This is a genomic window from Bradyrhizobium sp. UFLA05-125 (assembly GCF_059803515.1).
In genome coordinates, this window is record NZ_JBANBJ010000036.1 from 20,885 (window position 1) to 47,078 (window position 26,194).

Sequence of the window (26,194 nt, forward strand, 5' to 3'; positions counted from 1 at the left end):
GAAGAAGGAGATAAGTCGTGTCCAGACCTCTCGAAGGTATCAAGGTTCTCGATCTCTCGAAAGTGCTCGCCGGTCCGCTCTGCGCGCAGTACCTCGGAGATCTTGGCGCCGAGGTGATCAAGGTCGAGGCTGTGGGGCAGGGGGACGAAACGCGGGGGTGGCCGCCGTTTCCCGCGCCCGGCCTCGGCACGGTGTTTCTGAGCGCCAACCGGAACAAGCGAAGCATTGCCATCAACATGAAATCCGACAAGGGGCGAAAGCTTGTGCACGAACTCGCAAGATCCGCCGACGTCGCCATCGAGAGCTTTGGCACGGGCGTTGCGGAGCGGCTCGGCATCGATGCGACAAGCCTTTGCGCGCTCAACGATCGCCTGGTTCATTGCAGCATCTCGGGCTTCGGCCGGACCGGCCCTCTCAAGAACTCCCCGGGTTATGACGTAATTCTGCAGGCCTTCAGCGGCGTGATGTCGATGACGGGCGACGAGGGCGGCGGTTATATCCGCAGTCCCATTTCCCCGATTGACCAGATGACCGGCGTCCATGCCTTTAGCGGCATCCTGGCCTGTCTCTTTGCGCGAGAGAAGTCGGGCAAGGGCGGGGCGATCCAGGTCTCGCTGTTCGACACGGCACTTGGTCTGCTGGGCTATAACCTGCAAACCTTCTGGGAGCGGGGAACACAGCCTGCCAAATGCGGATCCAGCCACGAATCGCTATGTCCATATCAGGCATTCGAAGCTGCCGACGGACCGATCATGATCGGCGTGGCCAACGACAATCTCTGGCGCAAGTTCTGCGGCGTCGCCGGCCTGAATGCGATCGTGGACGATCCGAAATTCCGGACCAACGCGGATCGGGTGAAGCATCGCCCTGAGACGTTGGGCCACGTTCAGTCCGTGATCGCGACCAGGTCGGTCGAACATTGGAATGCGGCTCTGAATGAGGTCGGCATTCCCTGTTCCCCGATCAACACGCTCGCCCAGCTTCTGGAGCACCCCCACACGAAGGCGGACAAGCTCATCATGCAGTACGATCACCCTGCGGCCGGTCCTTTGAACTGCGTCGGCCATCCCGTCACCTTCGTTGGGGCGACGCGCGACCCTGGCCTTCCTCCGCCGACGCTTGGGCAACACACCGACGACGTCCTGACGGAACTTGGCCTATCCGCAGGCAGCATCGCCGAACTGCGCCGCGAGGAGATCGTGAGTTAATGACACGCGTATACGAAGCGATCGCGATCCACCTCAGATTGGCGTGAAGAACGGCAGCGGGGCGCCATCGGTCGGCTTGAACACCACTTTCACCTTCTGGCCGATCTTAAGCTTTTCCAGATCGCAGTCGACGAAATTGGTCTGCACCGACGGACCTTCCTTCAGCGTGACGTAGCCAATGGCATAGGGACCGGTCGGCGACTTCCGCATCAGGCTCCAAGTATAGATCGTGCCCTCGCCCGACGCTTCCTCCCACACCGTTTTGTCCGAGTAGCAGAACGGGCAGATCGAGCGCGGGAAGTAATGCGCTTCGCCGCAGGCGGTGCAGCGCTTGATCATGAACTTGCCCTGCTTCGCCGCGTCCCAGAACGCTGCGGTCTCCGGATTGGTCACCGGGGCGGGATATTTTTTTGCTTCGCGCATCACACACGCTCCAGAATGGCCGTCGAGGCGGCATGGCGAACACCCAAGAGGCCGCCGGTGCCGTGGGCGATGGCGAGATCGCAATTCTTGACCTGCACCTTCGGATGCGCCTCGCCGCGTAACTGCCTGACGGCTTCGATGATCTTGGTCATGCCGCCGCGGTTGACGGGATGGTTGCTGCAGAGGCCGCCGCCGTCGGTGTTGAACGGCAGCTTGCCGACGCCCGAAATCAGATTGCCGTCGGCGACGAACTTGCCGCCTTCACCCTTCTTGCAGAAGCCGAGGTCCTCGAGCTGCATCAGCACCGTGATGGTGAAGCTGTCATAGATCGAGGCGTATTTGATGTCCTGCGGCGTGATGCCGGCTTCCTCGAACGCACGCGGGCCGGACCAGACGCCCGCGGAGTACGTGAGATCGAGGTCCCTGCCTCCGTATGGGCCCTTCATAGCCTCGCCATGGCCGATCAGGCGCACCTGGGGCTTCTTCAAGCTTTTGGCGATCTCGGGCGAGGTTACGATTAGCGCGCCTCCACCGTCGGTAACGACGCAACAGTCGAGCCGGCGGAGTGGGTCGGAGATCATCGGCGAGTTTAGGACATCCTCGACAGTCACGACCTCCTTGAGCATCGCATGCGGATTGTACTGCGCGTGGTGGGAGGCGGCGACCTTGATCCAGGCGAGTTGCTCGGACGTCGTGCCATAGTCGTGCATATGGCGCATCGCGCACATGCCGTAAGCATTATGGGTGGTCGCGCCGTAGGCCGTTTCGAAGTCGGCCTCGGCGCCTGGCGCGCGGACCTGCGGCGGGCCGGTGCGCGGCTTGCCTGCGAGAGTGACCAGCGCGATCGAGCATTTGCCGGCGGCAATCGCTTCGGCCGCGTGGCCAAGATGGATGATATAGGAACACCCGCCGGTATCGGTGCTGTCGATGTGGCGTACCTTGAGGCCGAGATAATCGACCATGGGCCAGGCGCCCCCGGGCGCATCGCCCGAAAGGAAATATCCGTCGATGTCATCCTTGGTCAGTCCGGCATCCTCGATCGCGCCCTTGGCGACCTCGGCGTGGAGCTGGGCGGTGGATTTGTCTGGCGCATGCCGGGTCGGGTGCTCATAGATCCCGGCGATGTAGGCCTTGCCCTTGATGGTCAACGAAGATCTCCGTTCGAGTGTTTTCGGCAGGTAGCCCACTGAGGTCACGCTCAGCGGGCGAGAGCGCGCATCGGGCTATTCGTCGAGCAGCTTCCATGAGGCCTTGTCAAAGACGGCCATGCGTAGGGAGCGATAGGGGGCGTAGTTCTCCTTGGAGTTGGTGAGTTCAATCCCCGGAAGCAGCATCCCGACCCGTTCCTTGCTGAAGCTCGTCGCCTGCGTCAGAAGGTTTTCGCGCGTTAGATTGTCACCGCAGCGCTGCAGGCCCTTCGCGATCGCCTGCGCATTGATGTAGCCGGACAGCGCGATGAAGTCGTTCGGACTGTCGTTTGGTGCCCATCTCTTCATGAAGGCGACGTAGTCCTTCACCTCGCTGTCCTCAGCCCAGACGGGATCTCCGGCCTGCTTGGCGAATTGGGTGGTATAGGCGCCCTGGGCATTGTCGAGCCCGGCAGGTGTCAGCACACCCTGGATCGAGTTGACCGGACTGGCGAGGAACTGGACCGGCTTCCAGTTCAGCTCGTTGGCTTTCTTGATGGCCTGCGCCGCAAACTTCGGCGTCGTGAAATAGACCAGCGTATCGGCGCCCGAGGCCTTGAGTTTGAGAACCTCGGAATCGACGGTCGGATAGCTCAACTCATAGCTGGCCTCGGCCACGATTTTCGCTGAGCCGCCGGATCCCAGACCTGCCTTGAGGCCCGTAAGGTAGTCCTTGCCGTAATCGTCGTTCTGATAGAGCACCGCGATCTTTGCGTTCGGAAACTTCTTCAGAATGAACTTGCCGAACGTGGCGCCTTCCATTTCGAATGGGGGGTAGAATGGCACAGTCCAAGGGAAGGCTTGCGGGTCGTTGAAGCGGCGGCCGCCAGCGGAAATGAAGACCTGCGGAACCTTGTTCTGATTGAGATATTTTTGAACGGCGATATTCGGCACCGTGCCCACGGTCCCGACCTCCGCCAGGACACCGTCATCGTCGATGAGTTTGCGGGTCTGTTCGATGGCCTTGGGCGGGCTGAAGGCGTTGTCGAGGGAGATCAGGTTGATCTTCCTGCCGTTAATCCCTCCCGCTTCGTTCAGCATCTGGAAGTAGCCGGTCATGACCCGCCCATAGCTCGAGAAGCCGGACGCCGGCCCGCTATAGGGAACGGTCTGGCCGATCTTGATCTCGGTGTCGCTGACGCCCGGGCCGTATTGCTTGTCGGCCGCACCGGCCTGGAGGAGGGCGCTCAGTGTGAAAAGAGCCGAAGCGCTGACCAGAATCGCAATTCTCATGCTTTCTCCCATGTCGTATTTTTTGCAGAGCCGGGCGGCGCGGATGCTTTAAAGAAGTACACTACTATACCAAATATCAGGAAATGGAAATACGCCATAGGCGGGGCACTGGCCGCCAATTCTAGCTGAATTATCGAAGGCCGAGCCCTGCGCCTGTGCCTCTCTCCGCGCCGACTTTCCTTGACGTCGCCGAGATTGTGGGTCAAATAGTACGAAAGCGTACTAAGAATCCGCCGGGCGGCGCGCGACGATTGCCACTGGCGCAGGGAGGGATCATGGCTGCCTCAGGCGCAACGGCATTGGCCGCACTGAAGATTGGCGGGCGCGTTGCCTTCGAACGACTGGTTCGACCCAAGGCGCGACGTCCTGAGGATGTTCCGTGCTCACCCGACGCGATCACACCCGAGTGGCTGACGGCCGTGCTTTGTCAGAGCGTTCCGGGTGCCATCGTGACGGGCGTTACGGTGAAGGCCGCAAGCGCGGGAACCCACGAACGCCACCAGTTGATCGTCAGTTACAATGAAGCTGGTGAACGTGCGGGTCTGCCGAAGTCGATGTTTACGAAGTCGCTGCCCAGCGTCGTGACGCGTATGATCGGCGGCTTCAACGGTACAGCACGGGTCGAGGGGCGGTTCTACATGCAATTGCGGCCGCAGCTCGAGATCGAGGCGCCGCTCGGCTATCACGCCGCGTTCGATCGCCAGACTTACGCCTCGATTCTTCTTCTCGAGGACATGGTCGCGACCAAATCTGCGACGTTCTGCAACTACAAGACTTATGTCGATCGTGCGACCGCGGAAGACATGGTCGATGTTTTGGCTGCGCTGCACGCACGCTTCTATGGGAGCGAAGAGCTCGCGGCGCGGTATTCCTGGGTCGCCAGCTATCCGCGATGGTTCACCATCGGCGCCGAGAAGATGAGCCTCGAGCACTACACCCGAAAGGCGTTCGATGCCGCAGCGCATGTCATCCCGGACAGCGTGCTCGCGCGCCGCGACGCGGTCTGGCCGGCCGCCGTGCAAGCACTTGCCGTTCATAACAACGAGCCGCAGGGCCTGATCCATTCCGACGTGCATATTGGCAATTGGTACCGCACGGGGACGGGGAAGATGGGTCTGTGCGATTGGCAGTGCCTCGCCCGCGGTCATTGGTCCCGGGACTTTTCCTATGCCGTCACCGCTGGTCTGAAACCAGACGACCGCCGCAATTGGGAAAAGGATCTGCTCCGTCGCTATATCGACCGGTTCGCCGAATTGACGGGGACCAAGCCGGATTTCGACCAGAGCTTCATGCATTACCGCCAGCAGATGGTCCACGCGCTCCTGATGTGGACGATTACCTTGTGCCATTCGCCCTTGTTGCCGGCGATGCAGTCGGAGCAAACGACGCTTGCGATGATCGAGCGGATTTCGACGGCGATGGCCGACTTGGACGCGCTCGGCTGATCGATCGCGTTAACCGAAATAAAGAGCCAACCGTCTTCGGGAAATGAGCGGGCAGAAGTCACACCGCCGAGATCGCTATCGTTCTCCCGGACGCTAGTTTATCGGCTTGCCCGACAGTTTCGCGTGCAATTGCGACGAATCGTTCGACGACGCAATTGACCGGGTCGTTCCGCCACACCAACGAAAACGGGATGGTCAAAGGCGGATTGGCAAACGGTCGTACGCCTACGCCGCTCGGTACCAGGCCGACCAGGGAGAGCGGGATGAAGCCTATTCCCGCTTCGGCAGCGACGAGCGTCAGGATCGCAGATGCGCGGGACATTCGCGCGGCGATCTTGGGCCTGACGTCTGCGCGCGCAAATGCGGCCATAATTCGATCACCGAAGCGGCTCCCTTCCTCGGGCAAAATAATGGACTCCTCTCGGAACTGTTCAGGGCAGACCGAAGGGCTATCGAGCAGGTGGGAGGAGTCGGGCATGCAGGCAAGCACCGCGTCGTCACCAATACCAAGGCTCGAAATCCTCGGGTGCGCCTGCAGGTCTGGTACGAACAGACAATCAAAGGTGCCGTGCAGCAACGCGCGTTCGGAGCCATTGGACGACTGCTCAAGCAGGATGGTGTCCGTGTCGGGGTAGCGGTGCCGAAAGTTCTGGATGATCCGCGGCATGGGTGAACTGAGAGCCATCTCGGAGTAGCCGATCCGCAATCGCTCCCTGGAAATGCCGCCCGCCGCACGCGTCTTCTCGGCCAAGGCTTCGATTCTCTCGAGCAGATCCTGGCCTTCCCGCTTCAAAACGCTTCCAGCGGGAGTCAGGCAGACGTTGCGCCGGTTCCGATCGACAAGGCGTACGCCCAAGACATCCTCGAGCCGCTGCAACTGGTCGGTCATCGACGATTGCGAAATATTCGCCTTGCGAGCTGCTCGACTGAAGCTCAGCTCGTCCGCCAGAAACATGAAATAGCGGAGTTGACGTAACTCGATGGGTGGCATCCTCACCTTGCAAACGTCTTATCGGATTGACCGATAAGTCTATCACCGCAGATTCGAACGCGTCAACTCGAGTGGCGTGCTACGCCTGACGACAAGAAGACGATTTGCAGGATGGCATATTGCACTGTCGCCTGCGGGAGGAACGATGAGCGCTGCCTTTCCTGTGTCGCTGGGGGAAGTCGATCCTGCGTGGTTGACGGGCATCCTGCGAGAAAATCTGCTGATAGCGCCGAGCGAAAAGATTGATGGCTTCGACGCCACTCCGATTGGACTTGGTTTCGGGCAAACGGGAGAGTCGGCGCGCTTGTCGTTGCGCTATGCACAATCGGGAACACCGACGACGGGACCGGCCAGCTTGTTCGTGAAATTCGCCACGACAGATCCGGTGCGGCGAAAGGCGTCGAAAGCGATCGGTCTCTACCAGAGAGAGGTCGATTGTTACAAAGTCCTCTTGAAGGCCGCGAGCGTCCGGGCGCCGGGATGTTACTTCGCCGAGACGACATGCGATGGCGAGTTCTTTGCGCTGCTTCTCGAGGATTTTCCCAACCACCGACCGGGGGACGAAACGGTGGGTCTCAAGGTTGGCGAGGCGCGCCTTGCGATCGATCTCATGGCTCAATTGCACGGCCCATATTGGGGCAAGATGGCGACGGTGGACCTCGCGCCTCTGGTGATGCCGTCGCGCGACAGGTATGTCACGGCCTGGAATGAGATGGAGGCGCGGTTCGGGGAGCACGTGCCGGATCGTTTCCGTGCTGCGCGCGAGGCTTATCTCGACGCCATCGTCCCGCTTCAAGAGTGGCTTACCTCCCAGCCGTCGACGCTCGGGCACGGCGATCTTCGCCTCGACAACCTCCTGTTCGGACAGGACGGCAAAGACCCGATCGTCGCGGTCGATTGGCAGGCTGTACGGCCGTCCAAGGGGATGCGGGACTTCGCGTATCTGGTCAGCCACAGCATGAACGTGGATGACAGGCGCGCCAACGAGCATGAGCTGCTGAGGCGGTACGTCGAGCGTATCGGTTCGTTCGGAATACGATATCCGCTTGAAGACGCGCGCGAAGACTATCGCAAGGCGATGTTGTTCGACTTTTGCACGGTTCTGTACATCGTGGGTATCAACATCAATACCCACGAGCGGGCACTTAGACGCAAGCACGCTTTGATGAACCGTGCCGTCACCGCGATGCTGGATTGGGACGTGCTCGATTTGCTCCCGGCGTTCTGCTGAATGTGCAACCCAGACGTCGAAGTCGCGGGTCCGATGCGCGCGCATTCAGAATAAGCGTGGTCAACTGCCAACCAAAACAGCGTTGTGGGGGAAGATAAATGACGACGGTAGCTGATGCCGGTGCAATCGTGGCCGTGGACCGGCTCTATACCAAGATCGCTTGGCGGATCGTTCCGATCCTTATTCTGATCTTCTTTTTCGCCAATCTTGACCGGGCCAATGTCGGATTTGCGGCGCTGCAAATGCGACAGGAGCAGGGTTTCAGCAATGCTGCATATGGCCTCGGCGCCGGGATATTCTTCATTGGGTATTTCCTGTTCGAGATTCCGAGCAATGTCGCGCTGCAGAAGATCGGCGCCAAGATCTGGTTTGCCCGTATCGTCCTGACCTGGGGCATCGCCACAATCGGACTGGCGTTTGTGACGGACACGACCTGGTTCTATGTCTTGCGCTTTGTCATCGGCGCGGCTGAGGCGGGGACAGCGCCGGGCGTGATGCTGTATTTGTCGCAATGGGTTCCGGACAGCCAGCGCGGCCGCTTCAACTCTCTCTACTGGGTCTCGGTGCCGATCGCCTTCGTCGCGGCGGGACCGCTTTCCGGTTTGATCATGACGCAATTTCACGGCGTGGCCGGATACTCCGGCTGGCAGTGGCTATTCGCGATCGAGGGCGGTCTGACTGTCCTTGTCGCGCCGCTTATTCTTTTCGGCCTGGCAAACGATATCAAGGATGCGAACTGGCTGACTGACGAAGAAAAGCGCGTCGCCCAGGATGCCGTCGCGACGCTTGCCAAGACGGCCGATGCGCACACCTACAGGGATGCGCTGCGGAAGCCGGAAACGCTGCTGGCCTGCTTGGCCTATTTCTTTCTTCTGATTGGCTATTATGGCATCGCGTTCTGGCTGCCGCAGTTGATCAAGCAGGCAGGCGTTTTGGACACGATGATGATCGGCTGGCTGTCCGCGCTGCCTTGGCTCGCCGCGGGCCTTTCAGTCGTCTTTGTCGGCCCGTTTTCGGATGGCCCCGGGCGAAGAGGTACGGTGCGGACGATCGCCATTCTGGCGACCGCGATCGGATTCGGGATGAGCGCATATTTCAGCGCCAGCATTCCGTTGTCGCTGTTCGGCCTGACGATGGCGGCAGTCGGTATCCTGTCCGCCTCAACGGTATTTTGGGCCAATCTCGCACGCATCTACATCGGTGGGGCGGCTGCGGTTGGCTTCGCTACCATCAACTCGATCGGAAATCTCGGCGGCTTTGTCAGCCCGTACATGCTTGGCTTGATTACCGATGCGACTGGTTCGACCGTCCTTGGCATGTATGCCATCGCCGCCAGCGTTGCGATCTCCGGCGTGCTCATGTCAGCCTGCTTTAGAAAATCCGATGCATGAATCTGGACCGGGCAACCGAGCCGGCCGAAAGCGAAAGGGAAAATGAAATGATCACCGCGCAGGATCTCGAATATCATTTTACGGACAAGGACGACTATACCTGGGGGGAGACGTATTACCTGCCGGTATCTATTCCCGAGGAGCGCATCTTCGGCCACATTTATGTCTGCGTTCGTCCCGTCCTCGGATGCATGCAGAATGATGTCCGTTTCATCGGGGCCGTGAGCGAGACTGAATTCGAAGCGTTGTATGTCGACACTCGCTTCCATCTCCCGGCGCCGGAACGGTTTTCACATATTCAAGGTCCGAACGGACTGAGCATAAAAGCTGTCAAGCCGCCCCGCGATTATCGCATCGACTATGTCGGTCGTGAAGGCACCGAGCTGCATATGGATATTATCGGAATCATGGATCCGTTCGACATCCATGATCCCGACCAGAATCCGCTCGCGGGCAAGACTGAGCAAGAGCGGCTGGCGCGCACGTCGATGGGCAGCGGCTATAAGGGGCATTACGACATGCATGGCCGCTTCAAGGGCACCCTGAAGCTGCGAGGCAAGGAGTACGCGATCGATATCGTCGACAGAATGAACCATAGCTGGGGGCCGCGGCCGGAACTGGAGATCCCGCCGATGAACTCGCTTTGGGCCCAATTTGGCGAAGCCTTGGGATTTCGCTTCCATATGCATCTCGATCCGGAGAAGCCGGCCGGTGAAGATCAGCGCTTTGCTCACGGCTATCTGCTCGACAATGGCGAGGTGATGGCGATCATGAATGTCGAGATGACGATGACGCGGCTCGGCATTACGCCGATTGTGATTGATGCGCTGGTCACGGATCAGCGGGGTCGGAAACATCAGTTGCGCGGCGTGCCTCTCGCCGGCGCCCCCTGGCGCGCTTACGGTAATGCGATCTGCTGGATCGGCCTGATCAGGTGGGAGCTCGAGGGTCGGATTGGTCACGGCTCCGCTCAGGAAAACCATTCGCTCGCCGTCGACGCGAGATTGCGTGGGCGCCGCTGGACCGACCGCATTCCCGCGATCACGAGCTGATGATGAGGGCAGGCGGTCGCTCTGCCGGGGGGGCCACGGACCGCCTGAGTGCCCCAGGGCGTGGACTAAGCTCGTGAGGGAGCGAGGAGCCTGCATTCGCCTCGATCAAGCAACATTACTTGTCTTTCGAGCGCCCACGCCCGAAATCGAATTGCCTCGCCCTGCTCGAACAAGTCGATCCGGATCGTGTCTCCGGGATAGGCCGGTGCGACAAACCGCACCGCGAGCGTACCGATGCGCTCGGGCCGGCCCGGCGCATAGCTCTTCAGGATCGCGCGGCAGGCAAGGCCGAGCGTGTTCAGGCCGTGCGAGATCGGTTGATCGAAGCCTGCCTCACGAGCGATCATCGGGTCTGCGTGGATCGGCATATAGTCGCGGCTGACAAGACGGTACAGCAGGGCTGCCTGATGTGGCGTCCGGTACGTGACGCTGGCGTCGGGTTTTGCGCCGTCGGTGATCGGTGTGATTGGGAGCGGTGGCGCGCCGTAATTGCCGCAGCCGCCGTCGCCGCGCAGGAAATCGGTCGCGCAGAGGGTTGCCAGTCGCTCGCCGCTGGTAGCGTCGAACAGCTCGGTATCAAAATAGAGCAGGGCGCCACGCGTCGGTCCCTTGTCCTCGACCGCGCTGATCCGATGATCGGCACGAATGGATCCGCTGACGGGCAGTGGGCGGTGCAGCGTGAGGCGCTGCTCGCCGTGGAGGACCCTGGTCCAGGCAATTCCGGTTTCAGGTTCGGCGATCCATAGCGGCGGCCAGCCGAGCGTCACGCCCATGCTGGGGACGGCGCGCTGATCGCGCCCTTCGTAGACGTAAGGCAATTCGTCTTCGTCCAGGGGATCGTCCCCCATGCCAAGGCCGAGGGCGTAGAGCGCGCAGTCGCGCCAATTATAGGATTGATGGATGGGCGCGAAACGCCGCGCAACGACATGGTCGAGGTTCATCGGGTCCCCTGGCGTGCACAACGCGAGACTTGAAACCGTTGTGCTGCGTACGAGTGTCGGCGAGCACTTCCCCGCGCAAACCCTCCGTCTGCACGAGATGCCGCAGCGCATGGTTCCGATTTGGGTTTGCGCCGGACACCAGTATATGATAAACCAGTGTACTAATAGAGCATTGAACTCGAGATTGTCCGACAGGACGGGAAATGCTGAAGGCCGGCACGCAGCGCGATCGGATATCCGCTGCGGATGCCGCGTGGTGGCAGGAGGGCCGTTTGCGAGGTCGAGTGCGCAGGCTGGCGGCGCATCGAGCGGGCGTGTGCAGCGCATCGATGCGTCGTGACAAGGTCATACCGTCGTGATCGCACTCTTGATTGCGAATTCGCTGGCGCTGGCCTCCCTGCTGATCATGCTGTCGAGCGGGCTGGCCCTGATCTACGGCCTCCGTGACGTCATCAATTTCGGGCACGGCGCGATCTACATGCTCGGTGCCTATCTTGGCTATACGATAGCCACAGTCGGGGGATTCTGGCTGGCGCTGCTGCTGGTGCCGATCTTGCTGGCGTTGCTTGGGATCGCATTCGAGCATCTGGCCCTACGGCCGTTGCAGAGGCGCTCGCACATCGAAGTCGCGCTGGTCACGCTGGGTCTCGGCATCATCGTCGGTCAAATCATCATTTACCTCTATGGCGGCGAGGCGCGCAGCGTCGACGCCCCGAAGATCCTTTCGGGATCGGTCACCATTCTCCACCTGTCTTACCCCGTATACCGCCTCTTCCTGATCGTGATGGGGCTCGGCTCCTGTGCGCTGCTCGCGCTATGGCTGCGCTGGACCTCGTCGGGACTGTATGTGCGGGCGGTCAGCCAGGATCCCTCGGTCGCGCGCATGATGGGCATCAATGCCGATCGCCTCAGCCTTCTGGTCACCAGCCTCAGCACCGCCTTTGCCGGCATCGCCGGGGTGCTGGCCGGGCCCTATTTGTCGGTCGATCCCGGAATGGACGTCGTCATGATCGTGAACTGCCTGATCATCGTGGTGATCGGCGGCACCGGCAGCATTGGCGGCGCAATCATTGCGGCGCTGCTGTTTGGCTTCGTTCAGGTCGCGGGATCGGTTTTCCTGCCCAATCTCGCAGCGCTCGTGCCCTACATCCTGCTGATGGTCGTGCTGCTGATCGCGCCGGGCGGCATTGGGCGCGGGAGGGTGCTGAGTTGAGCAACGGCGCGATGACCGACGACTTGCGTGCATCTGCCGCAACCACGCTCGGAGGTCCGTTCCCGCGGCGATCGCTTGCGATCGTCGTTGGATTGATCGGGCTGGGCGCCGGCGCTGTCGTTCCGACGTATGTCGCCAGCGATTTCGTGCTCCGTCTGGGCAGCGAGGGCTTGCTCCTAGGCTTGCTGGCACTGAGTGTCGCCTTCCTGATGAACCAAGCCGGTCTCGTGGCGCTCGGTGCCGCCAGCATCTACGGCGGCGCCGGATATTTGTTCGCTATCGGAATGAACGATTGGGGCCTGACGCCGACGGCTGCCTTGTGCGTCGCATTCCTGCTTCTTCTCGTCTATTCGGCCATGCTCGGCGCATTGATCGTCCGAACCAATCCGCTTGCCTTCATGATGCTGACACTGGCCGCCGGCGAGATGATGAGCCACGCTGTGCTGCTTGAGGGGTTGCGCGACTACACCGGCGGCGCAGACGGGCTTGTCGTGCGGATCAATGGATCGGTTTTCGGCGTCGACGCGGCGCGCTTTGCTGATCCGGCGCAGTTCTGGTCGCTCGCCTTCATTGTGACCGTACTGGTCGGACTGGCATTTCGGGGGATCGGACGGTCCCGTCTCGGTGCCGTGCTCCGCGCTATCAGGGAGAACGAGGAGCGGATGCGCTTCTCCGGCTTCAACACCTTCCTGCCGCGGCTGATTGGATATGTCCTGGTGAACGTCGTGGCCGCGATTGCCGGCTTTCTGCACGTACTCAATGCCGGCTTCGTGTCGCCGGAGAGCCTGGGCCTGTTTGTCAGCACCAATACGCTGGTCGCCGCGCTGATCGGTGGCATCTCCGGATCGCTCGGGCCGATCCTTGGCGGGTTGATCTTCGCATTTGCGCAGGACGAGTTCGGCGCGCGCGGGCTGACGCAGTTGCTGACCGGCATCGCCATCGTCGTGTTCATCGTCGTGTTCCCGCGCGGCGTCGTCGGTGGGTTGTCTGGCCTGTCGAAGCGGCTCGGCTGGCGGCGGGAGGCCTGACATGCTTGCGATCGAGAAACTGTCCGTGAGTTACGGCTCGGTGCGCGCGCTGAGCGACGTCGATCTCGATGTGCGCGGCGATGGCGTCCTGCACGGGGTCATTGGCCCCAACGGGGCGGGCAAGTCCACCTTGCTTGATGCGATCTGCGGCCGCCGGCGGCCGAGCTCTGGGCACGTCCGCTATTGCGGCGAGGACATCACGCGCCGATCGATCAGCTGGCGTCGTCGGCAGGGCATGGCGCGCTCGTTTCAACGCACCAGCATCTTCCAGGACCTGACCGTGCATGACCAACTCAGGTTGGTCGCGCAGCATCTCGGCGACGATCAACTCGACGATGTTATCGAGGTCATGGATCTCGGCGGCTATCTCAACCAGAAAGCGGGGCGCATCGCCTATGGTGTGCAGCGTCGGGTCGACGTCGCACTGGCTCTGATCGGCCGTCCCCGTCTCCTTTTGATGGACGAGCCGGGGGCCGGCCTGTCGGCCACGGAGACGCTGCGCCTTTTCGAGCATGTGCGCGATCTCGTCCGCGAGCGGCGGATTGCAGCCGTCGTGGTCGAGCACGACGTCGATGCCGTGTTCGCCTGCTGCGATATCGTCACCGTGCTGGATCTCGGTCGACATCTCGCCACAGGGGCGCCCGAAGCCATTCGCGCCGACAGTCGCGTTATTGCGGCCTATCTGGGGACGGCGGCATGAGCGCGCTACGAATCCAGTCATTGTTTGCCGGCTATGGCGCATCCACGGTGTTGCGTGGCATTGACCTCACGGTCGAAGAGGGGGAGTCCGTTGCGCTGGTCGGTCGCAACGGCGCAGGCAAGTCGACGCTGCTGCTCTCCGTGTTTCGCGAAACCAATATCTCGTCCGGCGAGATCTGGGTTCGCGACATCAGGATCGACAGCCTGCCGGGTTACACAGCTGCGAAGCTTGGCGTGTCGATTGCACCGCAGGGGCGCCGCATCCTGCCAAACCTGACGGTCAAAGAGAATCTGCTGCTGGGTCGGTCGACCGGCCGGGCAGGGCATTGGACCTTGAAGACCATCTACGAGCTGTTTCCCGTGCTCGAGGAGCGCGCCGATCGGCCCGGCACCATGCTGAGCGGCGGTCAGCAGCAGATGCTCGCGATCGGTCGCGCCCTGATGGCCAACCCCAGCCTCATCCTGCTCGATGAGCCCTCGGAAGGTCTTTCACCGGTGCTGATCGACGGACTGGTCGACACGCTCAACACAATTCGCAGCGCCGGCACCGGCGTGCTCGTCGTCGAGCAGCATCTCAGCCTCGTCAAGCGCGCGACCGACCGGTTCGTCATCCTGGCGAAAGGTGAGGTTGTCGGTTCAGGCGCGATCGCGGCCATTGGTGCTCCGGAGAACCAGGCACTGATGGCGATCTAACAAAAGACAACAGAGGAGGGAGGACATGAAGACACCATCCAAGGGGCTGGCTTTCGGCGCACTGCGCGCGGTTGCCGTTGGCGCAGCGATGGCCTTAGCCGTAACTACCGCGGCCTTTGCCGAGGATACGGTCAAGATCGGCGTCCTCCTGATCGACAGCGGACCGCTCGCGGGCCTGAAGGATACCCAGGTGAAGGCGGTCAACCTCGCGATCGAGCAGATCAACGCCGCCGGCGGCGCGGCAGGCAAGAAGCTGGAAGCGACCTTCATCTCCTATCCCGGCACGCCCGATACCGCGGTGGACGGCGCCACCCGCGCGGTCCAGAAGGACGGTGCGATGTTCATCACCGGCATGGACACATCGGCGGTGACGCCTGCGCTGCAGGCCAAGCTGCCGGCGCTGAAGGCGATCATGATGGAAGTGATGGCCAATGCCGACGGCCTCACCGGAAAGAACTGCACACCGAACTATTTCCGGGTCAATGCCAACGACTCCATGATCATGGGAACCTTCAGGGAGTTCCTGAAGGATCAGGGCATCAAGAAGTGGGACATCATTGCGGTCGACTATGCCGCAGGGCGTGATTCCGCGGACAAGTTCAAGGCGCTGGTGACCTCGCAGGGCGGAACCATCGGCAAGACCCTGTTCTCGCCCAACGGCACGCCGGATTTCGGCACCAAGATTTCGGAACTCGGCGCCGATCCGGCAGACGGCCTTTTTGTGACGATCTTCGGCAGCGATGCGATCAATCTCGCCAAGCAGCAGCAACAATTCGGTCTGTTCAAGAAATACAAGATGGTGCTGGGCAATTCTTTCGTGATCCCGCAGACCTTGCCGGCGCAGGGCGAGACCGTGCTGGGCGTCTACCAGAACATCGGCTTCGTGGCCGGCTTCCCCGGTGCGAAGACCGAGGCCTTCGTGAAGGCCTACAAGGACAAGTACAATGGCGAGCTCCCGCCTTACACCAGCGCCGACCAGTATGCCGCAATCGAATTGATCGCGGCGGGGCTTCAGAAAGCGAACTCGACCGACATCAACGCAGTTCGCACAGCGCTGTCCGGCCTCAAGACCGAGACGGTGCTGGGTGATGTGGAGGTCCGCGCAGGCGATCATCAAATTGCGCGGCGGATGGCGATCAGTCAGATCGCGATGGGTCCGGAGGGCAAGCCGGTCTACCAGATCAAGAAGATCGAGCCGGGGGCCGACATTATTCCGCCCGTCGACCCCGCCTGCAAGATGTGACGCCGGTCTCGTCTCGCTCGTGGCTAAGCCACGAGCGAGACCTTGCCGAACTGCGTTCCGGAGGCAAGTCGCGCAAGCGCCGAGGGAGCGTCTGCCATCGTGAAGGAGGTATCGATCACCGGCATGACCAGGCCGCGATTGAACACATCGAGCAGTTGCCGGAATTCACCGACGCTGCCGCCGGTCGAGCCGTAGATCTCCAGCTGGCGGATGAACACCCGCTGCAGATCGGCTGGCGGGTTGGAACCCGTGGTCGCACCGCAGGTGACGAGGCGGCCGCCGCGACGAAGGGAACGCAGCGATTCACCCCAGCTCGCTTCTCCGACGCTGTCGATCACCATGTCGACACCGCCACCGCTCATCTGCTGGATAGCGGCCGATACCCTCTCTGTCCGATAATTGACGCCACCATCCGCGCCCAGCGCGATGGCCCTGGCGATTTTCTCATCGCTGGAGGACGTGACGAAGACGCGGGCGCCGACCAGCTTTGCAAGTTGAAGGCAGGCGACCGCGACACCCCCGCCGATACCGACGATCATGACGCTTTCGCCGGGCTGCAGCGCACGCTTGCCGAACAGCATGCGCCACGCGGTCAGGTGACCCGTCATCAAGGCGCCCGCAGCCACCAAATCCGTGTCGTCGGGAAGAGGGAAGAAGCACGCGCTGGGCATTGCCACGTAGTCGGCGAAGCCGCCGTGGCGATGCTCACCCATGATCTTGACGTTTTCGCAGAGCGGTTGATCGCCCGCCAGGCAGTAACGGCATATGCCGCAAAAAGCTTCGGAGAAGAGGACCGCCTTAGTCCCCACCTTCAGCCCGCTTCCGGGTGCGGCCTCGACGATCTCGCCGGCCGCTTCGACGCCCATGACCTGCGGCAGCTGGTGGGTGATGCCGTTGCCATTGTCGCGCATGTAGAGATCGACGCGATTGACCGATGCCGCCGCGACCTTCAGCACGGACTCGCCAGCAGCCGGCACGGGATCGGGGAAATCGCGCCAGACCACGCCGTCCGCGCCGCGTCGTTCCAGGACTGCCGCCTTCATGTCCGTCTTCCTCCTGCTTCCGCCGCCGATCTAAACTGATGCACTAGCTCACGAAGATGAAGCGGCGTCATGCGGCCGCAGGCAAAAATTCTCGTCCATTTTACTGTTGCGGTCCATTCCAAATATAATACACTAGCGAACTAAATGCCGTCGAGAGCATCGATCAATCGTCATGGAGGCAACGTCATGAGCGAGCATCGTTTCGATCCCGTGGCGCATGCGCGCGCAATGCGTGCCAGCGGATTCTGGGTCGACAAGAGTTTCGACGAGTTCCTGCAGCAGACGATCGCCGCCACGCCCGACAAGCTCGCCTTGATGGCGGATCGCGCCGATCGCGACACGGCAAAACGCCTGACCTACGCCGAACTCGGCGATCTGATCTCCTGCGCAGCTGCCTCGCTGCGACGTCTGGGTGTTGGTTCAGGTGATGTCATATCGGTCCAGTTGCCGAACTGGTGGGAATTCGCGGTCATTGCGCTGGCAGCGTTCCGGGTCGGCGCGGTCGTCAATCCCCTGATGCCGATCTTCCGCGAGCACGAGCTCAATTACATGCTCGGCTTTGCCGAGACGAAGCTGCTGGTCGTCCCAAAACTGTTCCGCGGGTTCGATCACGAAGCGATGGCGCGCGCGCTGCAGCCGGGCCTGCCGAAGCTGAAGCAGGTCATCGTCGTCGATGGCGCGGGACCGGATGGCTTCGAGCAGGCCTTGCTGTCCGGCAGCGAGCGCCTCGGGCCGCCGCCGGTCGGCGAGATCGGCGCGCTGCCGGCCGACCGGATGGCCGTGCTGATGTTCACCTCGGGAACCACGGGTTCGCCGAAGGGCGTCATGCACTGCCTCAACACGCTGATGGGTTGTTGTATCGGACTAGGCGGGCGCTTCCGCCTCGATGCCTCCGATACGATGCTGGTCTGCTCGCCGCTCGGACACATGACGGGCTTTGCCGCGGGCATGCTGCTCGGCCTGAAGATCGGTGCCACCGTCATCTTCCAGGACATCTGGGAGCCCAAGCGCGGTGTCGCGATCATGGCAAAGGAGGGCGTCACCTATTCGGCCGGTGCTGCGACGTTCCTCGCCGACATGTGCGAGGCCGTAGCCACGGGTGCGAAGAAGCCCGCTGAATTGCGCAATTTCCTCTGTGCGGGCGCCCCGATCCCGCCTGCATTGATTGATCGCGCCTATCGGGAGCTCGATCTCAAGGTCTGCTCGCTCTGGGGCATGACAGAGTCGCTCTCGAGCACGCTGACCGAACCTGAGCGTGCACTCGAGAAATCCTCGAAGACGGATGGGCGTCCTGTCGACGGCGTTGCAGTCAAGGTGTTGCGCATGGACGGCTCTCCGGCGGCGGTTGGAGAGCGCGGGCTGCTCAAGGTTCGCGGCGCCCAGATGTTCCTCGGCTATTACAAGCGGGAGGACATGGAGCCGTTCGACGCCGACGGCTGGTTCGACACCGGCGACATGGCCTATATGGACGACGAGGGCTACATCCGGATTGACGGCCGCATCAAGGATATCATCATTCGCGGCGGCGAAAACGTTCCGGTCTTCGACATCGAAAACCTGATGTTCAAGCTGCCGGCCGTGCTCTCGGTCGCGATCGTCGGCTATCCGGATCCAAGGCTCGGGGAACGGGCTTGCGCATTCGTGGTCCTGCGTCCCGGCACGACGCTCGACCTGGCGACCGTGCAGGCACACATGGCCGAGCACAAGGTCGCCAAGCAATATTGGCCGGAGCGCATTGAGCTCGTCGCGGACCTTCCGAAGACGCCGGCCGGCAAAGTGCAAAAATTTCAGCTTCGCGAGATCGCCAAGGCGTTCGCCGAGCCGGCCCAGAAGGCCAGCGCATGACGGGACGTCTCAAGGACCGCGTTTGCGTCGTCACCGGCGCGGCACGCGGCATCGGCTTCTCGATCGCCGAGCGGTTCGGTCAGGAGGGCGGACGGCTGGCCTGTGTCGATATCAGCGCGCGCCGCCTGGAGCCTGCGGTCGGCCGGCTGAAAGAGATGGGGTTCGACACGCGAGGTTACGAAGTCGATATCGGGCAGCGCGAAGCCGTTCACGCGATGTTTGGCCGCATTGAGCGCGAGTTCGATGCGCCGGTCGCTGTGCTCGTCAACAACGCCGTGTTTGCGCGCTTCGAGCCGTTGCAAGAGATCACTGTCGACACGGCGGAGCGGATGTTCGCCGTCGGCGTGCATGGCCTGATCTGGGCGACGCAGGCCGTGGTGCCGCAGATGGAGCGCCGTGGCGGCGGCGCGATCGTCAATCTGAGCTCGGTCTCGGCGTTTCATCCGGCCAAGGATTCCATCGCGTATTCTGCGCTGAAAGCCGGTGTCGTCGGGCTGTCGCGGGCCTCGGCCATCGAGCTGGCGGCGAAGCGGATCCGCGTCAATGTGATCGCGCCGGGCATGATCGGAACGCCGGCCTCGATTGCGCAGTTCGATGAGGCGACGATTGCCGCCCGGCAGGCCGAGATGCCGGGCGGGCGCTTTGGTGCGCCCGAGGAGATCGCGGCCTTGGCAGCGTTCCTTGCCAGCGACGACGCAAGCTACATCCAGGGCGCGGTCATCACCGCCGATGGCGGTTGGACGGTTCCTGCAAAATAGGAGAAAGCCCATGAAGCGGCTCGAAGGCAAGCGCGCGGTCGTCACCGGCGGCGGAAGCGGTATCGGCCGCGCCAGCGCCATCCGCTTCGCGCGCGAAGGCGCAGCCGTGCTCGTCGTCGGACGTGCGGGCAATGCGGAGGAGACGGCTGCGGCGATCCGCAGCGAGGGCGGGATCGCCTCCGCCATGATCACGGATGCCGCGGTCGAGGAGAACGTGGCGGCGATCGTGTCGCGTTGCGTTTCGGAACTCGGCGGGCTGGAGATCTTCTTCGCCAATATCGGCGTGACCGGGACCAATACGCCACTGCTGGAGCAGACGGTGGAGGAATGGTCCGAGGTCTATCGCATCAACACGATCAGTTGCTTCCTCGCCATCAAATACGCCGGCCGCCACATGACGGCGCAAGGCTATGGCTCGATCATCCTGACCTCGTCGGCGGCATCATTGCGCGCCAATGCGGGTGCGATCTCCTATAGCGCAAGCAAGGCCGCGGTGAACAATCTGGCGCAGACGGCGGCCAATGCCTTTGCCGGCACCGGCGTCCGCGTCAACGCCGTGTTGCCCGGTCTCGTCGAGACCCAGCTGACGCGAAAGGTCTTCGAGGATGCGCGTGCGCGCGGCGTCGAAGCCAAGCTTGGCCACGTCACGCCGCTGAAGCGCCCGGGACGTTCCGAGGAGATCGCGGCGGCGGCCGCATTTCTGGCGAGTGACGATTCCTCGTATGTGGATGGGCAGCTGCTATCGGTCGATGGCGGCGTCAGCAGCACGCATCCTTATGGCCGGATCGCGCTCTAGCGGCGCGGCCAGCTCAACAAGAACAACAGAGACAGGAGAGGCGCCGTGGATTTCGAACTCCCGAAGGAGATCACCGACAAGCTCGCCGAGCTCGATGCTTTCATCGAAGCCGAGATCAAGCCGCTCGAACGCGACAACATCAAGTTCTTCGATCACCGTCGCGAGAATGCGCGCACCGATTGGGACAATGACGGTCGTCCCCGGGATGAATGGCGTGGTCTGATCAGCGAGATGGAGCGTCGCGCCGACAAGGCCGGGCATCTGCGTTATGGCCTGCCCAAATCGTGCGGCGGACAAGGCGCCTCAAATTTGGCGATCGCCGCAATCCGCGAGCATCTGGCGGCCAAGGGCCTTGGCCTGCACAACGATTTGCAGGATGAATCGTCGATCGTCGGCAATTTTCCGATCATCCCGGCACTGGCTGATTATGGGACCGAGGAGCAGAAGACCTATATCGAAGGCATCATCACGGGAAAGAAGCATCTCTCCTTCGGCCTGACCGAGCCGGGTCACGGCAGCGATGCCACCTGGCTCGAGACGTCGGGCGTGCGCGACGGCAATCATTGGGTCATCAACGGCCGCAAGCGCTGGAACAGCCAGGTCGCGCGGGCACATGCCAATCTCGTGTTCGCCCGCACCTCCGGCAAGCCGGGAGAAGCCAAGGGCATCACGGCGTTCATCGTGCCGACCGACACGACCGGCCACAACGTGCTGTACAATCACTGGACCTTCAACATGCCGAGCGATCACGCAGAGACGGAGCTCGTCAATGTGCGGGTGCCCGACAGCGCGATCTTGCACAGGGAAGGCGAGGGCCTTGTCGTCGCCCAGCGCTTCGTGCACGAAAACCGCATCCGTCAGGCGGCGGCGAGCGCAGGCGCCGCGCGCTATTGCATCCAGGAGGCTGTCAAATATGCGCGATCGCGCGTCGCGTTCGGCGAGCCGCTTGCCAAGAAGCAGGCCGTCCAGTTTCCCCTGGTCGAGCTTTGGGCGGAATACCAGATGCTGCGAAATTTCATCTTCCGGACCGCGTGGCAGATGGATCGGCAGAACCCGCTGACGATCAGCGATATGGTGTCGATCTGTAATTTCCGTGCCAACCGGTTGTGTTGTGAGGCGGCCGATCGCGCCATGCAGGTGCATGGCGGCATGGGCTACAGCCGTGCACTGCCTTTCGAACACATCTACCGCCATCATCGCCGCTACCGCATCACGGAGGGAACCGAGGAGGTGCAGATGCGTCGTGTGGCGCAATATCTGTTCGGCTTTAGCGGCAAGAGCGCGAGCTGAGCGTCATGAATCCGCATGTCGGCGATGGCCTGGATTTCGACCTGCGAAGGCTGGATTCCTATCTGAAGGACTGGCAGGGCGGATCTGCGACCACGGATGTCACGCGCACCAGCGGCGGAATGTCGAACCCAACCTATTTCGTGACGCGGGGCGACTGGCGTGCCGTGCTGCGCAAGCAGCCCAACAGTGTCCTGATGCCGTCGGCGCATGCCATCGACCGCGAATATCGTGTGCTTACTGCGCTCGAGGATAGCGCCGTCCCGACACCGAAACCGCTTCGCTACTGCGAGGATCGGGAGATCCTTGGTACGCCTTTCTATCTTATGGAATGGCTTGAGGGACGTGTCGTCTATGACTATGCGCTGCCGGGATTCTCGCGCGAGGAACGCACCGCCTGCTATCGCTCGACGTGCATGACGCTGGCGGAGATTCACAAACTGGATTTCGCGGGCCTCGGCCTTGGCGACTACGGCAGACCCGGAAACTATTTCGCACGTCAGCTCAATCGCTGGTCCAAGCTGTGGGGCGAATATCGCAAGGGTGATGACGATAATCCGGCGCTCGACAGAATGGTGCTTTGGCTGGGCGAGCGCGTGCCGGAGAGCGAGACCCTGGCATTGTGCCATGGTGATTTCCGGATGGCGAATGTCGTGTTCCATCCGACCGAGCCGCGCGTCATCGGTGTGCTCGACTGGGAATTATCGACACTCGGCCATCCACTCGTGGACCTCGCCTTCAACAGCCAAGCCTGGCGCATGGCACCGGACGAGAACGGAGGATTGCTCGGGTTGCCGCTCGACGAGATGGGGATTCCGAGCGAGCGGGAGTATCTCGAACATTATTACGAATGCGCGGCGGCGACCGAGCGGCTGACAGTCTTTCACCAGGTCTTTGCGATGTTCCGCGGGGCGGTCGGCAGTGCCGGCGTGGCGGCGCGCGGCGATCTCGGCAACAACGTGTTGCCCGATGCCGCGAACGTGGGCCGGCGTCTCGCGCGTGCCTATGCGACGCGCGGGATGGCGTTGATTGAGAGCGACCGATGAGCATGGCGGAGCGGCCAACGATGAATGTCGACGAGGCGATCCGTCTCCGGAGGTCCGTTCGCGGGTTCCTTCCGCGCGAGGTGCCGGAGGCGACCTTGCGCGAGGTCTTTGCGCTTGCACAGTGCGCGCCGTCGAACTGCAATGTTCAGCCCTGGATGCCGCATGTCGTATCCGGCGACAGGCTGAGGCGCCTTCGCGAAGCGCTGGTTGCCGCCGGAATGCGTGACGAGCCGATCAAGCCGGATTGGCCGGCTGACGGAAAGTTCGTCGGAATCTATCGGGAACGCCAGGTTGGGGCGGCGCAGGCGCTTTACGGAGCGATGGGCGTGGCGCGAAGCGATACGGTGGGGCGCAAGCTCGCCTATATCCGCAATCATGCGTTTTTCGATGCGCCCCATGCCGTGTTCATCTTCATGCCGGCGCCGTTTGACACGCGTGAGGCAACCGATATCGGCATGTACGCGCAAACGCTGATGCTGGCCCTGACGGCGCGCGGGATCGCTTCCTGCGCGCAGGGCGCACTTGGACTGTTTCCAGACATTGTCCGCGAGCAGCTTGGGGTTGCCGCGAACTACAAGCTGCTGTTCGGCATCTCGTTTGGCTACGAGGACCACGACGTCAAGGCCAACGCGGCACGGGTCGACCGGGCCGAGATCACCGACGTCGTACGCTTTCATCGCTGAGGGGAATTCGTCTTGACCGGTCCTTTGCAAGGCTTTCGTGTCGTCGAGATGGGCGGTATCGGACCCGCGCCCTTTGCCGGAGCGCTGCTCGGCGATCTCGGGGCGGATGTGGTGCGGATTGACCGCATCGCGAAACTGGGTGTTGAACCGGATCTGCCGGCGCAATTCGATTTCTACAATCGCAACAAGCGCTCGGTGGCACTCGATCTCAAGAAGCCGGAGGCGATTGCGACCGTGCTGAAGCTCGTGGCGCAGGCGGATGCACTGATTGAAGGGTTTCGTCCAACGGTGATGGAGCGGTTAGGGCTGGGACCGGAGGTGTGCCATGCGGCCAATCCTCAGCTGGTCTATGCCCGCATGACGGGCTGGGGGCAGGAGGGGCCTCTGGCGCAGGAGGCGGGACACGACATCAACTACCTCGCGCTAACCGGCGCGTTGCACTGCCTCGGCGATGCCGACCGGCCGCCGCCGCCGCCACTCAATCTCGTCGCCGACCTCGGCGGCGGTGCTCTCTATCTGGTCGTCGGGCTGCTCTCGGCGGCGATGGAGGCGAGGAGATCAGGGCAGGGGCAGACAGTCGACGTCGCCATGATCGATGGCGTGACGCACCTGATGTCGGCGTTTCAGGCGTTCCGCCAGCAGGGTAGCTGGACCGCGGAGCGGACGGACAACATCGTCGACGGCGGGGCACCGTTCTATCGTACGTATGCCACGAGTGACGCGAAATTCGTCGCTGTCGGCGCGATAGAGCCGCACTTCTACGCCAATCTGTTGAACATGATGGGTCTTCGCGCCGAAGAATTGCCCGATCAGAACGATCGTTCGGCGTGGCCACGCATGCGTGAGCGATTTGCCGGCATCTTCGCCCAGCGGACGCGCGACGAGTGGGTCGCTGCCGCGATGGGCCGCGATGCCTGTCTGGCGCCCGTGCTGACGATCGACGAGGCGCCGTCGCATCGGCAGATGGAAGCGCGAAATGCCTATGCGACATTCGACGGCGTTCGGCATCCGAGCCCGGCACCACGCTTTTCGCGTACGCGTTCAGAACTACGTCGACCGCCCCCGGCGCCAGGGCGCGACAGCCGTCATGCGCTGGCCGATTGGGGATTCGGAGCGAACGAGATTGCAGCGCTCGAAGCTGCCGGCGCGATGGTGCAGGCATAACAACCGACACTTCACAGCAGAGGCTAAGATGGCGGCATCTGAATCAATCCTTTCGATACGCAGTGCTTCGGACGACAAGTCGATCAGCGTGTATCGATGGAGGAGTGATGTTCGCGTGCGCGGGGTCGTTCAGATCGCTCACGGCATGGGCGAGCATCCGCTCAGGTATCGGGCGATCGCTGAATTCCTCGCGACCAACGGCTTCGCTGTGTATGCAAACGACCACCGTGGCCACGGACAATCTGCATCGGATGCAAACGAGCTCGGCGAATTCGGTGCGGGTGGCTTTCCTGCGGTCGTCGACGACATGGTGCAGGTAAGTCAGGCCGCGCGCGCCGAGGCCGCCGGCGCACCTCTCATTCTGCTCGGACACAGCATGGGGTCGTTTGCGGCGCAATTGTACATTTTGGGCAACAGCCAACTGCTCGATGGAGTGGCTCTTTCGGGGTCGGCAGCTCTGGATCTGCTCGGCGCAGCCGCTGCTACCGGGCGGTGGAAATTGGAGGACCTTAATGCCGGGTTCGAGCCCGCGCGCACGCCATTCGATTGGCTAAGCCGGGACGAGTCAGAGGTGGACGCCTACATCTCGGATCCACTTTGCGGCTTCAACGTTAGCCAAGGGTCCTATGGGTCGCTCTTCTCAGTTGCATCAAGACTCGCCAGCATCCCAGACCTCAACCGCATAGATAAGGATCTTCCGATCTTTCTGTTCGCCGGCGACAAGGATCCCGTGAATGCGAACCTCGTGTGGTTCTATCCTCTGATTGATCGTTATCGCGAAGCAGGACTGCGGGACGTTTCTGCTCACGTCTTTGGTGGCGCGCGGCACGAAGTGCTCAATGAGACCAATCGATCTGAGGTGTTCGCGGTTCTGCTGGCATGGGTCAATCGTGTCGTATCGTCCACGAGGTCCTCGGTCGCATGACGCAGGATTTGGCCGCGTGCGACTGCGTTCCCGATGATGGTGTTCTCAAGTGGGGGCTAGGTGCGGAGCGTAATGCGGTGATGGGCAAGCGTACAGGTGAGACAAGGCTGTTCATTGTCAGGCATGGGGCTCCCCACGAGGATCATCCCGTCGAGCCCGGTGATCCACCCCTTACGATGGAAGGCCGCCAACAGGCGGCCATGCTGGCCACACGGCTTGCTGCCGAGGGCATCGATCGCATCGTATCGAGCCCACAACGGCGCGCTTGTGAGACGGCGCAGCCATTGGCCGATCGGCTTCGCTTGCCAATTGAGGTTCTGGATGGACTTGCCGAGGTGGACCGTGGCACCGACCGTTATCGTTCTCCCGAGACGATCAAGCGCGAGACACCGGAGAGGTGGCATGAATTCCTCGCCTCACCCATCGCCTATTTCGGGCTGAACGAGGTGGAATTCCGTTTGACGGTCCTTGGGACATTCTCGGAGTTGTTGGCCTCCGATGCGCGTGCCATCGCTGTTTTCAGCCATGGCACGCCGATCAGGGTGATCCTCCAGCACGCCCTCGCGCTGGAGAATCGACTTACGCTCTCGATCGGCCATTGCTCCGTGACACGCATCTCCGGCACCTCCATTGACGAGATGACCGTCGAGTGCGTGGCCGACCGGTGAA

General features: G+C 62.0%; 25 protein-coding genes. 19 read left to right on the forward strand and 6 right to left on the reverse strand.

The features are described from left to right. The first annotated feature begins 17 nt into the window (after window positions 1-17). Window positions 18-1,208, forward strand: coding sequence for a CaiB/BaiF CoA transferase family protein (locus tag SO156_RS26795; protein WP_498536841.1), 1,191 nt, complete (start codon window positions 18-20; stop codon window positions 1,206-1,208). Window positions 1,209-1,241: 33 nt separating this feature from the next. Here SO156_RS26795 and SO156_RS26800 read toward each other — a convergent pair whose 3' ends face one another. From SO156_RS26800 to SO156_RS26810, 3 genes are all read right to left on the reverse strand, one after another. After that, complete coding sequence (locus SO156_RS26800) at window positions 1,242-1,631, reverse strand: Zn-ribbon domain-containing OB-fold protein (RefSeq protein ID WP_498536842.1); 390 nt, start codon at window positions 1,629-1,631, stop codon at window positions 1,242-1,244. After that, window positions 1,631-2,779 (reverse strand): thiolase family protein, encoded by a 1,149-nt coding sequence (locus tag SO156_RS26805; RefSeq protein WP_498536843.1) that lies wholly within the window; start codon window positions 2,777-2,779, stop codon window positions 1,631-1,633. The genes SO156_RS26800 and SO156_RS26805 overlap by 1 nt, the downstream gene beginning before the upstream one ends. Window positions 2,780-2,854: 75 nt before the next feature. Beyond that, window positions 2,855-4,051 carry an ABC transporter substrate-binding protein gene (locus tag SO156_RS26810; RefSeq protein ID WP_498536844.1) on the reverse strand — a complete coding sequence of 399 codons (1,197 nt, stop codon included), beginning with the start codon at window positions 4,049-4,051 and terminating at the stop codon, window positions 2,855-2,857. Between the two features lie 275 nt (window positions 4,052-4,326). On the opposite strand from SO156_RS26810, the gene SO156_RS26815 reads away from it, so the two are divergent. Further along, window positions 4,327-5,496 carry a phosphotransferase family protein gene (locus SO156_RS26815; RefSeq protein WP_498536845.1) on the forward strand — a complete coding sequence of 390 codons (1,170 nt, stop codon included), beginning with the start codon at window positions 4,327-4,329 and terminating at the stop codon, window positions 5,494-5,496. Between the two features lie 58 nt (window positions 5,497-5,554). On the opposite strand, the gene SO156_RS26820 is transcribed toward SO156_RS26815, so the two are convergent. Next, window positions 5,555-6,487, reverse strand: coding sequence for a LysR family transcriptional regulator (locus SO156_RS26820; RefSeq protein WP_498536846.1), 933 nt, complete (start codon window positions 6,485-6,487; stop codon window positions 5,555-5,557). A gap of 145 nt (window positions 6,488-6,632) precedes the next feature. On the opposite strand from SO156_RS26820, the gene SO156_RS26825 reads away from it, so the two are divergent. The 3 genes from SO156_RS26825 (at window position 6,633) to SO156_RS26835 (ending at window position 10,161) form a co-directional block, all read left to right on the forward strand. Then, window positions 6,633-7,718: a phosphotransferase gene (locus SO156_RS26825; RefSeq protein WP_498536847.1), complete on the forward strand. Its 1,086-nt coding sequence runs from the start codon at window positions 6,633-6,635 to the stop codon at window positions 7,716-7,718. Window positions 7,719-7,816: 98 nt separating this feature from the next. After that, on the forward strand, window positions 7,817-9,109 hold the full coding sequence (locus SO156_RS26830) for an MFS transporter (RefSeq protein WP_498536848.1): 1,293 nt from the start codon (window positions 7,817-7,819) through the stop codon (window positions 9,107-9,109). After that, the gene (locus tag SO156_RS26835; RefSeq protein ID WP_498536849.1) at window positions 9,106-10,161 is read left to right on the forward strand and encodes a DUF7064 domain-containing protein; all 1,056 of its coding nucleotides are present in this window, start codon (window positions 9,106-9,108) and stop codon (window positions 10,159-10,161) included. The genes SO156_RS26830 and SO156_RS26835 overlap by 4 nt, the downstream gene beginning before the upstream one ends. A 65-nt stretch (window positions 10,162-10,226) precedes the next feature. Here the strand turns inward: SO156_RS26835 and SO156_RS26840 are convergent, their stop codons facing one another. Then, window positions 10,227-11,102, reverse strand: coding sequence for a MaoC/PaaZ C-terminal domain-containing protein (locus SO156_RS26840; RefSeq protein ID WP_498536850.1), 876 nt, complete (start codon window positions 11,100-11,102; stop codon window positions 10,227-10,229). 355 nt (window positions 11,103-11,457) lie between these two features. Here SO156_RS26840 and SO156_RS26845 point away from each other — a divergent pair, with 355 nt between their 5' ends. From SO156_RS26845 to SO156_RS26865, 5 genes are read left to right on the forward strand one after another with little or no spacing between them, the layout of a single operon-like run. Further along, entirely contained in the window at window positions 11,458-12,315 is an 858-nt protein-coding gene (locus tag SO156_RS26845) for a branched-chain amino acid ABC transporter permease (RefSeq protein WP_498536851.1), read from the forward strand. Beyond that, window positions 12,312-13,343 carry a branched-chain amino acid ABC transporter permease gene (locus SO156_RS26850; RefSeq protein ID WP_498536852.1) on the forward strand — a complete coding sequence of 344 codons (1,032 nt, stop codon included), beginning with the start codon at window positions 12,312-12,314 and terminating at the stop codon, window positions 13,341-13,343. The genes SO156_RS26845 and SO156_RS26850 overlap by 4 nt, the downstream gene beginning before the upstream one ends. A gap of 1 nt (window position 13,344) precedes the next feature. Further along, entirely contained in the window at window positions 13,345-14,043 is a 699-nt protein-coding gene (locus SO156_RS26855; protein WP_498536853.1) for an ABC transporter ATP-binding protein, read from the forward strand. Continuing rightward, a complete protein-coding gene (locus tag SO156_RS26860) occupies window positions 14,040-14,735 on the forward strand; it encodes an ABC transporter ATP-binding protein (protein WP_498536854.1) in 696 nt (231 codons plus the stop codon). Before SO156_RS26855 ends, SO156_RS26860 begins: the two co-directional genes overlap by 4 nt. 25 nt (window positions 14,736-14,760) lie before the next feature. Beyond that, complete coding sequence (locus tag SO156_RS26865) at window positions 14,761-15,978, forward strand: ABC transporter substrate-binding protein (RefSeq protein ID WP_498536855.1); 1,218 nt, start codon at window positions 14,761-14,763, stop codon at window positions 15,976-15,978. Between the two features lie 23 nt (window positions 15,979-16,001). Here SO156_RS26865 and SO156_RS26870 read toward each other — a convergent pair whose 3' ends face one another. Further along, window positions 16,002-16,934, reverse strand: a complete 933-nt coding sequence (locus SO156_RS26870) for a zinc-binding dehydrogenase (RefSeq protein WP_498536856.1) — start codon at window positions 16,932-16,934, stop codon at window positions 16,002-16,004. 273 nt (window positions 16,935-17,207) lie between these two features. On the opposite strand from SO156_RS26870, the gene SO156_RS26875 reads away from it, so the two are divergent. The 9 genes from SO156_RS26875 to SO156_RS26915 are packed head-to-tail and all read left to right on the forward strand — an operon-like array spanning window position 17,208 to window position 26,193. Next, entirely contained in the window at window positions 17,208-18,866 is a 1,659-nt protein-coding gene (locus tag SO156_RS26875; protein ID WP_498536857.1) for an AMP-binding protein, read from the forward strand. Continuing rightward, a complete protein-coding gene (locus SO156_RS26880) occupies window positions 18,863-19,624 on the forward strand; it encodes an SDR family NAD(P)-dependent oxidoreductase (protein ID WP_498536858.1) in 762 nt (253 codons plus the stop codon). Before SO156_RS26875 ends, SO156_RS26880 begins: the two co-directional genes overlap by 4 nt. 10 nt (window positions 19,625-19,634) lie before the next feature. After that, entirely contained in the window at window positions 19,635-20,420 is a 786-nt protein-coding gene (locus tag SO156_RS26885; protein WP_498536859.1) for an SDR family NAD(P)-dependent oxidoreductase, read from the forward strand. A 45-nt stretch (window positions 20,421-20,465) separates the two neighbouring features. Further along, window positions 20,466-21,710 (forward strand): acyl-CoA dehydrogenase family protein, encoded by a 1,245-nt coding sequence (locus SO156_RS26890; protein ID WP_498536860.1) that lies wholly within the window; start codon window positions 20,466-20,468, stop codon window positions 21,708-21,710. A gap of 5 nt (window positions 21,711-21,715) precedes the next feature. Next, window positions 21,716-22,753 (forward strand): phosphotransferase family protein, encoded by a 1,038-nt coding sequence (locus tag SO156_RS26895; RefSeq protein ID WP_498536861.1) that lies wholly within the window; start codon window positions 21,716-21,718, stop codon window positions 22,751-22,753. After that, window positions 22,750-23,436 carry a nitroreductase gene (locus tag SO156_RS26900; RefSeq protein WP_498536862.1) on the forward strand — a complete coding sequence of 229 codons (687 nt, stop codon included), beginning with the start codon at window positions 22,750-22,752 and terminating at the stop codon, window positions 23,434-23,436. Before SO156_RS26895 ends, SO156_RS26900 begins: the two co-directional genes overlap by 4 nt. 12 nt (window positions 23,437-23,448) lie before the next feature. Then, entirely contained in the window at window positions 23,449-24,600 is a 1,152-nt protein-coding gene (locus SO156_RS26905; protein ID WP_498536863.1) for a CaiB/BaiF CoA transferase family protein, read from the forward strand. Window positions 24,601-24,628: 28 nt separating this feature from the next. Then, window positions 24,629-25,525, forward strand: a complete 897-nt coding sequence (locus SO156_RS26910; RefSeq protein ID WP_498536864.1) for an alpha/beta fold hydrolase — start codon at window positions 24,629-24,631, stop codon at window positions 25,523-25,525. Continuing rightward, window positions 25,522-26,193, forward strand: a complete 672-nt coding sequence (locus SO156_RS26915) for a histidine phosphatase family protein (RefSeq protein WP_498536865.1) — start codon at window positions 25,522-25,524, stop codon at window positions 26,191-26,193. Before SO156_RS26910 ends, SO156_RS26915 begins: the two co-directional genes overlap by 4 nt. The last annotated feature ends 1 nt before the right edge of the window (window position 26,194 follow it).

What these genes read in the sequence shown, in the direction of transcription:
- SO156_RS26810 (WP_498536844.1), bottom strand. Translation starts at nt 4,051, where the DNA reads ATGAGAATTGCGATTCTGGTCAGCGCTTCGGCTCTTTTCACACTGAGC.
- SO156_RS26910 (WP_498536864.1), top strand. Translation starts at nt 24,629, where the DNA reads ATGGCGGCATCTGAATCAATCCTTTCGATACGCAGTGCTTCGGACGAC.
- SO156_RS26835 (WP_498536849.1), top strand. Translation starts at nt 9,106, where the DNA reads ATGAATCTGGACCGGGCAACCGAGCCGGCCGAAAGCGAAAGGGAAAAT.
- SO156_RS26915 (WP_498536865.1), top strand. Translation starts at nt 25,522, where the DNA reads ATGACGCAGGATTTGGCCGCGTGCGACTGCGTTCCCGATGATGGTGTT.
- SO156_RS26840 (WP_498536850.1), bottom strand. Translation starts at nt 11,102, where the DNA reads ATGAACCTCGACCATGTCGTTGCGCGGCGTTTCGCGCCCATCCATCAA.
- SO156_RS26830 (WP_498536848.1), top strand. Translation starts at nt 7,817, where the DNA reads ATGACGACGGTAGCTGATGCCGGTGCAATCGTGGCCGTGGACCGGCTC.
- SO156_RS26800 (WP_498536842.1), bottom strand. Translation starts at nt 1,631, where the DNA reads ATGCGCGAAGCAAAAAAATATCCCGCCCCGGTGACCAATCCGGAGACC.
- SO156_RS26855 (WP_498536853.1), top strand. Translation starts at nt 13,345, where the DNA reads ATGCTTGCGATCGAGAAACTGTCCGTGAGTTACGGCTCGGTGCGCGCG.
- SO156_RS26895 (WP_498536861.1), top strand. Translation starts at nt 21,716, where the DNA reads ATGAATCCGCATGTCGGCGATGGCCTGGATTTCGACCTGCGAAGGCTG.
- SO156_RS26865 (WP_498536855.1), top strand. Translation starts at nt 14,761, where the DNA reads ATGAAGACACCATCCAAGGGGCTGGCTTTCGGCGCACTGCGCGCGGTT.
- SO156_RS26875 (WP_498536857.1), top strand. Translation starts at nt 17,208, where the DNA reads ATGAGCGAGCATCGTTTCGATCCCGTGGCGCATGCGCGCGCAATGCGT.
- SO156_RS26885 (WP_498536859.1), top strand. Translation starts at nt 19,635, where the DNA reads ATGAAGCGGCTCGAAGGCAAGCGCGCGGTCGTCACCGGCGGCGGAAGC.
- SO156_RS26900 (WP_498536862.1), top strand. Translation starts at nt 22,750, where the DNA reads ATGAGCATGGCGGAGCGGCCAACGATGAATGTCGACGAGGCGATCCGT.
- SO156_RS26820 (WP_498536846.1), bottom strand. Translation starts at nt 6,487, where the DNA reads ATGCCACCCATCGAGTTACGTCAACTCCGCTATTTCATGTTTCTGGCG.
- SO156_RS26815 (WP_498536845.1), top strand. Translation starts at nt 4,327, where the DNA reads ATGGCTGCCTCAGGCGCAACGGCATTGGCCGCACTGAAGATTGGCGGG.
- SO156_RS26825 (WP_498536847.1), top strand. Translation starts at nt 6,633, where the DNA reads ATGAGCGCTGCCTTTCCTGTGTCGCTGGGGGAAGTCGATCCTGCGTGG.
- SO156_RS26880 (WP_498536858.1), top strand. Translation starts at nt 18,863, where the DNA reads ATGACGGGACGTCTCAAGGACCGCGTTTGCGTCGTCACCGGCGCGGCA.
- SO156_RS26860 (WP_498536854.1), top strand. Translation starts at nt 14,040, where the DNA reads ATGAGCGCGCTACGAATCCAGTCATTGTTTGCCGGCTATGGCGCATCC.